Annotated in this window: 11 protein-coding genes; 9 read left to right on the plus strand and 2 right to left on the minus strand. The window is 36.0% G+C overall.

The genetic code is table 11. The features are described 5' to 3' along the window. Positions 1–50 precede the first annotated feature (50 nt). The 7 genes from hutW to A9G13_RS07355 all read left to right on the plus strand — a co-directional run bounded on the left by hutW (position 51) and on the right by A9G13_RS07355 (position 7,618). Entirely contained in the window at positions 51–1,469 is a 1,419-nt protein-coding gene (hutW, locus tag A9G13_RS07325; protein WP_065556924.1) for a heme anaerobic degradation radical SAM methyltransferase ChuW/HutW, read from the plus strand. A gap of 11 nt (positions 1,470–1,480) precedes the next feature. Beyond that, positions 1,481–1,984: a heme utilization cystosolic carrier protein HutX gene (hutX, locus tag A9G13_RS07330; RefSeq protein ID WP_065556925.1), complete on the plus strand. Its 504-nt coding sequence runs from the start codon at positions 1,481–1,483 to the stop codon at positions 1,982–1,984. A gap of 7 nt (positions 1,985–1,991) precedes the next feature. Beyond that, positions 1,992–2,630 (plus strand): NAD(P)H-binding protein, encoded by a 639-nt coding sequence (locus A9G13_RS07335; RefSeq protein ID WP_065556926.1) that lies wholly within the window; start codon positions 1,992–1,994, stop codon positions 2,628–2,630. A gap of 46 nt (positions 2,631–2,676) precedes the next feature. Then, positions 2,677–3,663, plus strand: coding sequence for a FecCD family ABC transporter permease (locus tag A9G13_RS07340; protein ID WP_176701961.1), 987 nt, complete (start codon positions 2,677–2,679; stop codon positions 3,661–3,663). A gap of 18 nt (positions 3,664–3,681) precedes the next feature. Then, entirely contained in the window at positions 3,682–4,455 is a 774-nt protein-coding gene (locus tag A9G13_RS07345) for a heme ABC transporter ATP-binding protein (RefSeq protein ID WP_065556928.1), read from the plus strand. Positions 4,456–4,540: 85 nt separating this feature from the next. Beyond that, positions 4,541–5,542 (plus strand): zinc transporter ZntB, encoded by a 1,002-nt coding sequence (zntB, locus tag A9G13_RS07350; protein ID WP_065556929.1) that lies wholly within the window; start codon positions 4,541–4,543, stop codon positions 5,540–5,542. Between the two features lie 174 nt (positions 5,543–5,716). Further along, entirely contained in the window at positions 5,717–7,618 is a 1,902-nt protein-coding gene (locus A9G13_RS07355; protein ID WP_065556930.1) for a DNA topoisomerase III, read from the plus strand. An 84-nt stretch (positions 7,619–7,702) separates the two neighbouring features. Here A9G13_RS07355 and A9G13_RS07360 read toward each other — a convergent pair whose 3' ends face one another. Beyond that, positions 7,703–8,425 carry a hypothetical protein gene (locus tag A9G13_RS07360; protein ID WP_141670883.1) on the minus strand — a complete coding sequence of 241 codons (723 nt, stop codon included), beginning with the start codon at positions 8,423–8,425 and terminating at the stop codon, positions 7,703–7,705. Positions 8,426–9,095: 670 nt separating this feature from the next. On the opposite strand from A9G13_RS07360, the gene mgtA reads away from it, so the two are divergent. Further along, positions 9,096–11,804, plus strand: coding sequence for a magnesium-translocating P-type ATPase (gene mgtA / locus A9G13_RS07365; protein WP_065556932.1), 2,709 nt, complete (start codon positions 9,096–9,098; stop codon positions 11,802–11,804). A gap of 356 nt (positions 11,805–12,160) precedes the next feature. On the opposite strand, the gene A9G13_RS07370 is transcribed toward mgtA, so the two are convergent. After that, on the minus strand, positions 12,161–12,379 hold the full coding sequence (locus A9G13_RS07370) for a YdcH family protein (protein WP_065556933.1): 219 nt from the start codon (positions 12,377–12,379) through the stop codon (positions 12,161–12,163). 120 nt (positions 12,380–12,499) lie between these two features. Between A9G13_RS07370 and A9G13_RS07375 the strand changes: the two genes are divergently transcribed. Next, positions 12,500–14,005: a helicase HerA-like C-terminal domain-containing protein gene (locus A9G13_RS07375; RefSeq protein ID WP_065556934.1), complete on the plus strand. Its 1,506-nt coding sequence runs from the start codon at positions 12,500–12,502 to the stop codon at positions 14,003–14,005. Position 14,006: the final 1 nt, after the last annotated feature.

The following is a 14,006-nucleotide window of genomic DNA, read 5'->3' on the forward strand; positions in this document are numbered from 1 at the left end:
TAATCTTTTAGAATATTAATTTAACTATAGTTGTTTTTGAAATTGTTGTTATGAAATCATTAGACGTTAGCCCATATTTTGCTGCCAATGCAGTTTTACCTTTTAAAGATCGTTGGGCAGTGATGCCTTTGCAAGCAAGCATGCCAATCAATCCTCAAGAAGTGGATAAAAATTGGCAAATGTTACAAAACAGTGAATTAACCGGGAAAAAGAGATTAATATATATACACATTCCTTTTTGTGATATTCATTGCCAATTTTGTGGCTTTTATCAAAATCCGTTTCGAAAATTTGATACAACAATTTATATCGATTATTTATTACAAGAAATTGCACTTGAAATAAATAATCAAGCCATGCAATCAGGCCCGATTCATGCTATCTATTTTGGCGGTGGTACCCCTTCAGCTTTAGCTGCTGGCCAGCTAGGGCGAGTTATTAGTTATCTAAAGCAAAAAGCCCCATTGGCACCTGATTGTGAAATTACGGTTGAAGGCCGTATTTCTGATTTTGATGATGAGCGAGTTGATAGTTATATTGAAGCTGGTGCTAATCGTTTCTCGATTGGTGTGCAAACTTTTAACACTGAAATTAGGCAAAAATTGGGTCGTCAATCGACTGAGCAACAAATTATTCAGAATTTTAAACGCATCGCGTTACGCGATAGCGTGGCCTTAGTATGTGATTTAATGTTTGGTTTGCCCAATCAAAATTATGATAATTGGCAACGGGATTTACAAATTGCGGATGATTTACCGCTCGATGGCGTTGACCTTTATTCTCTTAATCTTTTACCCACCACTCCGTTAGCTAAAGGTGTTGAAAATCATCGCATAACCATACCATCAGTTACGGATAAATGTGATTTTTATCATCAAGGCGCTAAATTTTTAGGTAAACAAGGTTGGATGCATTTAACTAATGCTCATTGGGCAAAAACGACTCGAGAACGTAATTTATATAATTCGTTGATTAAACAAGGCTCGAATTTTTTTGCCTTTGGTTCTTGTGCTGGTGGCCGATTAGGTGGCCAATCATTTATGATGCATCGAGATTTAACTCAATATTATGCAATTCTAGATCAAGGTAAAAAGCCGTTGATGATGTTAACCGGTAAATCCCTATTAGGTGATTGGTTACATCGATTACAAGCAGGGATTGAAAAGGGTAGAGTTGATTTAACTAAACTGACAGAACATAGTGAATTGTTTGATCCACTAATTAAACAATGGCATCAAGTTGGCTTATTGCAAGATCAGGATCGTTGTATGAATTTAACACTATCAGGGCGTTTTTGGTCCAGCAATATTCTGCAAGCTTTGCAACAACTGTTACTGCAACTCAATAATCCTGAGTATATTGAAATGCAAAAACAAATGGCACAAAAAAGACCATCAATGCCACCTAATCATGCTATGCCAGCAGCGCATCCACACAAACAAACCATCAAAACAACGTTACGTAATTAAAGGATATTATTATGGTAGATAAACAAACTTTTAATAAAAAACTAGCCGAATACATGCAAAATAATCCTGAGGAACTATTAGAAAAAATTGCTCAAGATCATCAAGTTACTTTAACTCAAGTTATTCAAGCGTTACCGGAAGCGAAGATTGTCGATGGCAACAATTTTGATACGGTTTGGGGCGAAGTTTCAACATGGGGTGATGTGATGTTTTTGATTCATTCTGGCGATATTATTGCTGAGATCTCAGGTGAATTACCTCCGGGCAAGCATAGCGATAAATATTTTAATTTACGTCACCAAAAAGGATTGAGTGGCCACATTAGGGCAGAACATTGCCAATATATTGCTTTTATTGAACGAACATTTATGAAAATGTCTACCGCATCAATTGTTTTCCTTAACCATGCCGGGCAATCAATGTTTAAAATTTTTGTTGGTCGAGATGAGAAACACCAATTGAAAACAGAGCAGTTAGAAAAATATAGAACATTAGTAAAAAAACTAGCTAAGTAAAAACAATATGAAAACATTATTAATTTTGGGTGTGAGTTCCAAATTAGGGACTGGCTATCAAATTTCTCAATTAGCAATACAATGCCAACCGAAATGGCGTTGTATTGTTTTAGTCCGTGACGCCGATTTTGCTAAACAACTACTGCAACAAGGGATTGAAGCTCATGTTGGTGATGCCAGTGATATTTCGACAGTAACCAAACTATGTCAATTAGCAGGTAATGACGCAACGATTATTTCGACTTTAGGTGGTAGTACCGGTAACTATATTGCGCAGCGGATTATAATTGACTGCGCTGAACAAGTTGGTATTAAACAAATGGTATTAGTTACCTCATTGGGTTGTGGTGATTCATGGCCATTTTTATCAACTCGGGCTAAACAAGCATTTGGTCAAGCAGTAAGAGAAAAATCCTTGGCCGAAGTATGGTTACAAACTAGTAACTTAAATTACTTAATTCTAAGACCAGGTGGCCTAGTTGACGGTGATGCCACCGGGAATGGCTGTTGCTATTACCAACAAGAGATACATGGTTTTATTCATCGAACTGAACTGGCAAAATTAATTATTAATAAAATCGGTGACCAACAACTTGATAATCGTGCCTACAGTGTTATTGAACCCGATCTGGTAATAAACTATTAGTATAATAATTATATGATTAATTTTAATTTAGTAACGAGGTCTAGGGGTGCGGAAGTATAATCATCGTTCATTGTTGTGGGGGTTATCTGCCATTCTTATAGCGCTAATAATCTATTCGGCTAATTCAGGTGCTCTAAAACTGTCAGTTTCACATTTGCTAAATATGTCATGGGATGATCCCTTGTGGAATATTTGGTTAAATGTACGCTTACCGCGAATTATGTTAGCGGTAATTGTTGGCATGGCACTCGCCACATCCGGTGCAGTAATGCAGGGTTTATTTAGAAATCCATTAGCTGATTCTGGATTACTAGGAATCAGTAGTGGTGCCAGTTTAGTAGTCGGAATAACTATTATATTTCCTGCAATATTTCCTCCAATCGTTATGTTATATGGCAAGATGATTGCGGCTTTTATAGGTAGCCTGTTTATTTGTTTATTGATTTATATCTATAGCCTCAATGAGCAATGTAATTTGGCTAAAATGATATTATTAGGTGTAGCAATTAATGCCATTATTGGTGCAATAATGGGCTTTTTGAGTTACATCAGTGATGAATCCCAATTACGCCAATTATCTTTATGGTCAATGGGGCATTTAGGTAAAGGCTCGTGGGAACTGGTATTTGTAGCGATGTCGCTTATTATACCGTCATTAATTTGTGTATTTAAACTTTCTCAGCAACTCAATATTTTACAACTTGGCGATGAAGATGCTCATTATCTTGGTGTTAATGTACAACGTATAAAACGCTATTTGTTATTACTTTCTTCGGTACTTATTGGCACTTCGGTTGCGGTAAGTGGCATTATTGCTTTTGTTGGTTTAGTGGTGCCACATATGATCAGGTTACGCATTGGTGCTAATCATAGCTGGCTATTACCCGGTTCGGCGTTAGGTGGTGCCTGTTTATTACTATTAGCTGACACCTTAGCCAGAACAGTAATTGCTCCAACTGAAATTCCAGTTGGGCTTTTTACCAGTTTAATTGGTGGTCCTTATTTCCTGTGGCTGATTTTAAGACATAAATAATAGAGATGGAATTTGCATATGTTAACCGCTAAACATTTAACTTTTGATTGTGCAACTCGAACTTTAATTGATGATGTGTCTTTAAATATCAATGCTGGTGAAATAGTAGTGATTATTGGGCCTAATGGTGCCGGTAAATCCACCTTATTACGTTTATTAACGGGTTTTCAACCGCCATCTTCAGGTGAATGTTATTTACTGAATAAGCCATTGGCCCAATGGTCAACTAAGCAATTAGCAAAAATAAGAACGGTAATGTTGCAACAGAGTCACTTGTCTTTTCCATTTAAAGTTAAAGAAGTTGTAGCTATGGGGCGTTCTCCTTATGGTAAGGCCTACGCCAGCGAAGCTGTCAATGAAACTATGCGACAAACTGATTGCCTAAAATTGGCTGATCGCGATTACCGTAGTTTGTCAGGTGGTGAGCAACAACGAGTACAATTAGCACGAGTGTTAGCACAATTATGGCAACCAGAACCAACGGAAAAATTACTTTTTTTAGACGAACCTACATCCGCACTTGATTTATATCATCAACAACAGACGTTGCGATTATTGAAACAATTAGCCAGCCAGCAAAATTTGGCGGTATGTTGTATTTTGCATGATTTAAATTTGGCAGCCTTATATGCTGATAAAATATTATTGCTCAATCAAGGACGAATTGTTGAGCAAGGCACTCCGGCCGAAGTCTTGACAGTGAATAATATCAATCATTGGTATGGTGTTGAATTAGGCGTTTATCAGCATCCTGCAAATACGCAAGTGCCACAAATTTATTTAAATCCATAATCAAAAAATTAACCGGTATGGGTAACTGCATTTTAAGCTAATTTAGGTATATAATTGACAAAAATTAATCTGCTGGTGGAGCATTATGGCTGACTTGAATAATGTTGGAGTCGTACCCGTTTCGCGTTTTTTAGCTGCTGAACCTGTTTTTAGTTGTCAATTAGATGGTAAAGGTAAAGCAATTCCATTAACTAATGACAGTGAAGCGACAGTACAACAACCCTGTTGGTTACATTTAGATTTTGCTAAAGCAGAAACTATCAATTGGATACATTCAACAGATTTAATACCGGAAATTGTTAAGAATGAGCTGATTAAACCTAACCAAATTTCCAAAGAAATTCGCTTTGATTCTGGTATCTTGGTGGTTTTAAAAGGGGTAAACTTCATTCCAAATGAACTACCCGATCCGATTGTCACTTTTCGTTTTTTTATCACTGATAATTTAATTATTTCAACTCGACACCAACAAATTGATGCTATTTTTCAATTAAAAGATAACTTAGAAAAAGGCATTGGACCGGTTGATGTTGCAGATTGGTTGATTCAAGTCTCTGAGTTAATCAGCGATCAAGTTAATCAATCATTTGATAGTGTTCACAACAAAATTGTTAAACTTGAAGATTTAGTTTTAAACCAAAGGATCTTTTCACACAAAGAAATAGGCCGTGTCCGTAAACAGTTATTTATATTGCGCCGATTATTATCTCCACAACGGGATATCTTTGTTAAAATTTCCACCGAAAGAATCTCTTGGATTGATGACAATGACCGCCAAAGGTTACACGATATCTCCAGTCAGCAGAATCATTATGTATCCGATATTGACAGTTGTTTACTGCGTATTGCTTCACTAATGGAACAAATTAATAGTTTTTTAGCCGAATCAACCAATAAACGCATTTATTTAATGTCACTGTTTACCATTATATTTACCCCGATTACGTTTTTAACTAGTTTGCTGGGAGTGAATTTAGCGGGTATTCCTTATAATGAACAACAATGGTCATTTATTGGCTTAGTATTGCTTATTATTGTGATTTGTATTGGTTCAGTTATTTGGCTTAAGTATAAAAAATGGTTGTAATGTGGCACATGGTTTTACAGGTAAATGCGACTTAAAAAGTATGCTATTTTATAACGTTGAGACTCGACATATTATTAACTCTTTATTAAACAATAATAATCAAACGCTGTTAGCAACTTTTGGTTAAAAAGGAATTTTCAGTTGTTTGCAAATTTTAATTAGAACTAGACATTTATGCAATCTAAGCAATCTTATCGTTTATTTATCGCCGAAAAACCTAGTTTAGCTAGAGCCATTGCCGATGTATTACCCAAGCCACAGCAAAAGGGTAATGGTTTTATCAAAGCCAGCAATGGAGATGTGGTTAGTTGGTGTATTGGGCACTTATTGGAACAAGCAACGCCGGAAGTTTATGATGCCCGTTATAAAAAGTGGCAGCTTGACGATTTACCCATTGTGCCCGAGAAATGGATCTTGCTGCCAAAAAATAATACTAATAAACAGTTTAATGTCTTGGTGGATCTAATTAAATCAGCCGATCAAATCGTTCATGCCGGCGATCCAGATCGGGAAGGGCAATTACTGGTCGATGAAGTCCTAAATTATTGTCAATTGCCTCCCAACAAACGTAAAGCAATTCAAAGGTGTTTAATAAGCGACTTAAATGCCAGTGCTGTCGAAAAATCCATCCAACATTTACGCAGTAATCAAGACTTTGTTCCCCTTTCCATTTCGGCATTAGCTAGGGCAAGGGCAGATTGGTTATATGGGATTAATATGAGCCGCCTGTGTACCATTGTGGGGCAAAAAAATGGTTATCGTGGAGTTTTATCTATTGGGCGCGTGCAAACACCGATTCTTGGTCTAGTAGTCAGACGAGATTTAGAAATAGAACAATTTTTGCCCAAACCTTTTTATGAAGTTTATGCAGTTTTAGAAACCAAAAATAACGAAACCTTTAAGGCTAAATGGCAACCTAGTGAAGCGTGTGCACCTTATCAAGATGAAGAAGGCCGGGTATTAGTTAAAGCATTGGCCGAAAATGTGTGTCAACGAATTAAAAACCAAACGGGCATAATAGATAAAGTCAGTAATAAAAAGAAAGAGTTAGCACCACCGTTACCATTTAACTTATCGGCATTACAAATTGAAATGGCAAAAAAATACAGTTTAAGTGCCCAAGAAGTGCTTGATATCTGCCAGTCATTGTATGAAAAACATAAATTAATCACTTACCCGCGATCGGATTGTCGATTTTTACCACAAGAACATTTAAAGCAAATAACCGGTGTGAAGTCAGCAATTGCCAATAATTGTGGTGATTTACAATCAGCTATAGATAATGCCGATTTTAATTTGCGTTCTAAAGCGTGGAATGATAAAAAAGTTGAGGCACATCATGCCATTATTCCAACATTACGCCAAGCGAAGATGGCACAATTGAGTGCTAATGAACAAGCGGTCTATCAAGTTATTGCCACCCAATATTTAGCACAATTTTACCCGGCTTATAAATATGCCGAACTGCAAATTGATGTCGATATTCAAAATGGTAAATTTATCGCCAAAGCCAACCAAATGCTAAGTGAGGGTTGGAAGGTATTGTTTAAAAATAAAAATAATCAGCCTGATTCAGAATCAGAAAATAATGACAGTAATGGATTATTGACCAAATTAGTTAAAAAAGGTGAGTCGGTTCAGTGTGTGGATGCTGAATTAATTAGCAAAGAAACGCAACCACCCAGACCATTTACCGACGCGACTTTACTTGCAGCTATGACAGGAATTGCTCGCTTTGTTAAAGATCCAGATATTAAAAAAATACTCCGCGAAACTGATGGTTTAGGCACGGAAGCCACTAGAGCTGGCATAATTGAATTATTATTTAAACGTGAGTTTTTACGGCGACAAGGCAAGGCTATTCGTTCCACACCAATAGGGCGTAATTTAATCACAGGGTTACCGGATATTATGTCAACGCCCGATATGACCGCACATTGGGAACTACAACTAGAAGAAATAAGTAAAAAAGAGTTTACTTATCAACAATTTATGCAACAACTAAATGTGTCACTTGCGAATTTGGTTAGCCAACTAAAACACACGCGCTTAAATATAAAATCTACCTCGATGTAAAATAAAAAAAGGATGATCGGCCTCTTTAAATTAATTTAATCATCCTTATATTATAAAAGCTGTTACTAATAAGCTGTAAGATGGTTACGAATGTTGCTGTTGATTATCAGTAGTAATTGTTGCTTCAATCATATCCGGACTAATTTCGGCATTTGCTTCAAGTATATTAGCAAGTTCTACATTAGCTCTTGGTAAAAAGTCCTTATCTTTAAGAATTAATCGATAGGTATTAAGCCTTTTTAATGGATTGAACGCAAATTGCAAGCCAATAATTATCACAATAAAAATAGTTAAAATAGCAACAATAATGCTCACAATCCAAGGAGAATGGCGGATAGTGCTAATATTAGAAAGTATAATAATCAGCGCCACCAAAACAGCCACACCGGTAGCTATGATCTCTTTAATCAGAAAAGGCTTTTGCGGCATAATTTGTTTTTGATTAATATAAAAATATTGGGTAAGTAAATTTAACTGTGGTAATTCAATAATATTATTGATGTCGGCATTAATTAACGATATGGCAATTCTTTCTTTTTCGATATTGCCGGATTTATAAAAGCAAACCTTGTCCCACAATAATTTTTTCTTAATATTATTGAGATAAGTTTTTTGGTATTCAGGTTGTGGGGTTTTTTCTAAAATATCAGTGTAGCGAATGATATTATCGAAATAATTGCTTTTAGAACGTTTTTTATATAAAAATCCAATAAAAGAAAGAAGAATAATAATAACTAAATTAAACCAATTATCATTTAGTAATTCCATAAGTTCCATTTCAAAAATCCTAACCTTTAAATTTTTCATGATTGTAACTTATATTAGGTAAAACTTGTATTAATTCTATACAAAAAGCTAAATGATAAGGCCGAAAGTGCTTTTTTTAGGCAGTCATTTATCTATTTTGGGATTATTGGTTGACTTATTTAGCTCAAAGGCGTATAAATTGCCCGCCTTTGAGCTTTTCTTACTTTTTTAACTATAAAAGGTGGTTAAAAATGAGGGCTAAGAAAAGTTGAAATACAAAGTGTTGAGTTCAAATATATAGGAGACATATGGACGCTCAATCGGGTCACCCCAATAGTTGGGGAGATAAATTCAAACAAATCACAATCGGTTACTGAACCTGTCGAAATACCTATTTTTTCAGTTCACAAACCGAATTTGATAAAAACGGTAATGGTGAACGATATGCAATTTTTTACACGCTATCACACAAATTCTAAACATTATTTTGCACAATCTTTATTGTTTTGTGTTTTATATCTTTCTGAAAAACATTTAGAACCCCCAAGTTGTATCTAAATCTTAAATAATTTTTTAATTGGCTAATTTATATTGAGCTATAGCTTTATCAGCTAGCTTTGCCATGCAATAAATTTTTAGCTTATCACGAATTTTACTTACTTATAATTACTGCGCTAATTATGGGTCAGCAATCTTTTGTCTAAAAAATATATAAGTATAGGTACACAAGATGACCAAAAATACCTCAAAAATTATGACAGAAACTAAATTAGAAATAAAAGCTATTCATGAGGCACAAAATAGCCTTGATAGTATTTTAGCAAAATTTCAATCTAATCTTTCCGGGTTAACTCAGGAAACCGCCAAGTCACATTTAGAAACCTATGGCAAAAATGAAGTCGCTAGGGAAAAGGTACCTTCAGTATTTATGCAATTATTAATGGCATTTAATAATCCATTTATTTTTGTATTATTAGTGCTAGCTATTGTCAGTTTTGTTACTGATTATTGGCTACCATTACAACAAGGTGAAGACACTGATATTACTAGCATTATCATCATCGTTACTATGGTGGCGCTCAGTGGCTTATTACGTTTTTGGCAAGAATTCAGATCGAATAAAGCGGCCGAAGCATTGAAATCTATGATTCGTACCACTGCAACAGTGTTACGACGAGCTCATGAAGCTAAGAACCCGGAAAAAATAGAAATCCCATTAAATGAAATCGTACCTGGGGATATTGTTTATTTATCCGCTGGCGATATGATCCCTGCCGATATTCGTTTAATTGAATCACGGGATCTATTTGTTAGCCAAGCCGTGTTAACCGGTGAATCTATCCCGGTAGAAAAATATGACACCTTAGGTGCCGTTTCGCAAAAAACCACCGACGAAGTCGATGTGTCGGAAATCACTAAAGATAATGTTTTAGATGTAAATAACGTGTGCTTTATGGGGACCAATGTCGTTAGTGGCACCGCCAAAGCCGTTGTAGTAGCCACCGGTGCCGATACTCATTTTGGTACGCTAGCAAAATCTATTGTTGGCTCCCGAGCAGAAACTTCATTCGATCGCGGTGTTAACAGTGTCAGCTGGTTGTTAATCCGATTTATGTTAATTATGGTACCAATTGTACTGTTGATTAATGGTTTTACTAAAGGTGATTGGGGTGAAGCAACATTGTTTGCACTTGCGGTTGCGGTGGGCTTAACCCCTGAAATGTTACCAATGATCGTTAGTGCTAACCTGGCTAAAGGTGCTGTTGGCATGGCTAAACGTAAAGTTGTAGTTAAACGTTTAAATGCCATTCAAAATTTTGGTGCTATGGACATTCTTTGCACCGATAAAACCGGAACCTTAACCCAAGATAAGATCATTTTAGAGCATCATCTGGATATTAATGGCCAAATTGATCCATCGGTTTTAGAACTAGCATGGTTAAATAGCTATTACCAAAGTGGTATGAAAAACCTAATGGATAAAGCGATTATCCGTTTTGCTGAAGAAAAAACTACCATCAAAAAAGCAGGTGTTGGGCACTACACTAAAATTGATGAATTACCATTTGATTTTGTGCGTCGACGTTTATCCGTGGTGGTGCAAAATGGCGATGATAATCATTTAATGATCTGTAAAGGTGCCGTTGAAGAAATGTTGTCAATTGCCAGCCATGTGTATTTAAACGGTGAGTATTTGCCATTAGATGAACAACGTAAACAAAATCTAATTGCTTTAGCTCACAATTACAATAAAGATGGTTTTAGAGTTTTGGCGGTTGGCATTAAACAAATACCGGCGGCACAAACTAAAACCCAATATAGTGTAAAAGATGAAAAAGAACTGGCTATCCGAGGGTTTTTAACTTTCTTAGATCCACCAAAAGAAAGTGCTTATGAGGCCATTTCAGCATTAAATGAACATGGTGTTGGCGTTAAAGTCCTCACCGGAGATAACGAAATCATTACCATTAAAGTTTGCCGTGAAGTTGGATTAGAACCGGGAGTTCCACTGCTAGGTACTGAGATTGAACAAATGGGCGATGTTGAACTTAAAGAGCAAATTGAACAACGTACCATTTTTGCCAAACTCACCCCATTACAAAAATCACGCATTATTCGCTTATTGCAAGATAATGGGCATACGGTAGGTTTTTTGGGTGACGGCATTAATGATGCTCCGGCACTACGTGATTCTGATGTAGGCATTTCGGTGGATACTGCTACCGATATTGCTAAAGAATCGGCAGATATCATCTTGCTGGAAAAAAGCTTGATGGTATTAGAAGAAGGGGTGATTTGTGGCCGTGAAACCTTTGGTAATATTATGAAATACCTTAATATGACAGCAAGTTCTAATTTTGGTAATATTTTTTCAGTATTAGTTGCCAGTGCATTTCTACCATTTTTACCAATGCTAGCAATTCATTTACTAATACAAAATTTGCTGTATGATATTTCCCAACTCTCATTACCATGGGACAAAATGGATGAAGAGTTTATCCAAAAACCACGTAAATGGGATGCGCCGAATATTGGTCGTTTTATGATTTGGATTGGTCCAACTTCATCTATTTTCGATATTACAACCTATGCCTTAATGTGGTTTGTGTTTAGTGCCAATAATATTGAAGCGCAATCATTATTCCATTCCGGTTGGTTTATTGAAGGCTTGTTGTCACAAACATTAGTTGTGCATATGTTAAGAACGCAGAAGATTCCATTTATTCAAAGTACGGCTGCATTTCCGGTTATTGTCATGACCATGTTAATAATGGCTGTGGGTATTTATATTCCATTTTCGCCATTAGGCAACGTAATTGGCTTACAAGCACTGCCGTGGTCATACTTCCCATGGTTGGTAGGAACCTTACTTTGTTATTGCTGTGTTGCTCAATTTATGAAACGTATTTACATAAAACGTTTTGGGCAATGGTTTTAAGCAAACTAATCAATGGTTGAAGCTCAACTATGTTTGCTTATTAAGTCAATAGTAAAGTTCATATTAATAAATATAAATGAGGTGACATCTTGATTTTGGACCAATAATATTATATTTAATACATATTATTTTAGAGTCGTATAACTATAACAATAAGGAGAAATAATTATGAAGACTCCACATAAAAATTTAATTATGCTAATCAAAAGCCGTAAACAAAAAAAGGCTCAAGCACAATTAAATCGATGAAAGTTAATATATTATAAAAATAAATAAACCCCATATTTTGGGGTTTATTCGTTTTTAACTCTATATTTATATTAAACTAATTTAACAAGCGTAACTCGATTGAATGGCTACAAAGAAGACGCTTTTTTCAAAATTTCATGCATTTCATCTTTTAGTTTAAGTTTTTGTTTTTTCAATGCTTCTATCGACTCCGCGGTATTAACTGCAATTCCCGATTGAATATTTTTGATTTTTTGATCTAATTCATTGTGCTGTTCAAATAACTTTTGGAAACGTAAATCTGTATTTTTTAATTTAGAAATTAATTCTCGATATTCTGGAAACATAGCGACTCCTTTTGTAGTCTAGACAGATAATAAGAATAGAAGTTATTGCTGTTTCAGCTTACAATATTCTCACTTATTTTAATAGTAATTTTAATAGTAGTTTTAATGAGGATTTGTACCATGAGTGAATCTATCGTTATCGCCAAAAGCAATGGTAAAGACTTAGCCATTTTAGCAAATTTTGCCAATCGTCATGGTTTAATTACCGGTGCCACCGGAACAGGAAAAACCGTCACTTTACAAAAAATAGCTGAAAGTTTTTCCAAAATAGGGGTTCCGGTTTTTTTGGCAGATGTGAAAGGTGATCTTACCGGAATCGGTGAGCCAGGTACGTTATCAGAAAAATTACAAGCTCGTCTTAATAATATAGGTGTAAAGGATTGGCAACCTAATGCATCACCAGTTGAATTGTGGGATGTGTTTGCCGAAAAGGGATTACCAGTGCGGAGTACTGTTTCTGATATTGGCCCAATTTTATTGGCAAGATTACTTAATCTAAATGATACTCAAGCCGGAGTATTACAATTAGTATTCAAAATAGCTGATGACAATAATTTACAACTGCTGGATTTTAAAGATCTACGGGCTCTAGTGCAGTTTGTGGGTGATAATGCAAAAAAATTCACCACCGAATATGGCAATATTTCCGCAGCATCAATCGGTGCAATCCAACGGAGTTTATTAACACTTGATCAACAAGGTGCAGAGTATTTTCTAGGCGAACCTATGCTGGATATTCAAGATCTGCTGCGCGTTAATAACGACGGTCAAGGGGTAGTAAATATATTAGCGGCCGACAAATTATATAATAGCCCTAAATTATATTCGGTATTTCTATTATGGTTATTATCAGAACTCTTTGAACATCTTCCGGAAATTGGTGATCCGGATAAACCAAAATTAGTGTTCTTTTTTGATGAAGCACATTTATTGTTTAATGATATTTCGCCAGCATTATTGCAAAAAATAGAACAAGTAGTGCGTTTAATTCGTTCTAAAGGTGTGGGCGTTTATTTTGTTACCCAAAACCCTACCGATATCCCTGATACTATTTTAGGGCAGCTTGGTAATCGGGTACAACATGCATTACGTGCATTTACCCCCAAAGATCAAAAAGCCATAAAAGCCGCAGCCCAAACCATGCGCAGCAACCCTAGTTTTGATGCAGAAACCGCAATTATGGAATTGGCAGTAGGCGAAGCCTTAATCTCATTTTTGGATGAAAAAGGGCGACCCAATATGGTTGAAAGGGGTTTTGTAATTGCACCTAATTCGCACATGGGGCCAATGGCGCCTGAAAAACAAAATGCTATTATTAATCAATCCCATTTCTATAATAAATATGCAGATACAGTAGATCGCGAGTCGGCGTACGAAAAACTCAAAGCCGGTTTTTCGCTCGACACAGCTGCTAATTCTACTAGTGATAATCAAAGTGATTCACAAAATGGAAGTTCAGGGGGATGGATGGACGTTCTGAGTTCATTATTCTTTGGTAGTAAAGGCCCTAAAGGGGGGCAGCATGATGGATTGGCACAAAAAGTTGCCAAAAGTGCCACCCGACAAGTCGCCAATGAAATTGGTAGGCAAATTACGCGGGGTATTTTAGGTGGATTTAAACGATAAA

Origin of the sequence: Gilliamella sp. wkB178 (genome assembly GCF_001690705.1) — a bacterium.
In the GTDB taxonomy this organism is placed as follows: domain Bacteria; phylum Pseudomonadota; class Gammaproteobacteria; order Enterobacterales; family Orbaceae; genus Gilliamella; species Gilliamella apicola_K.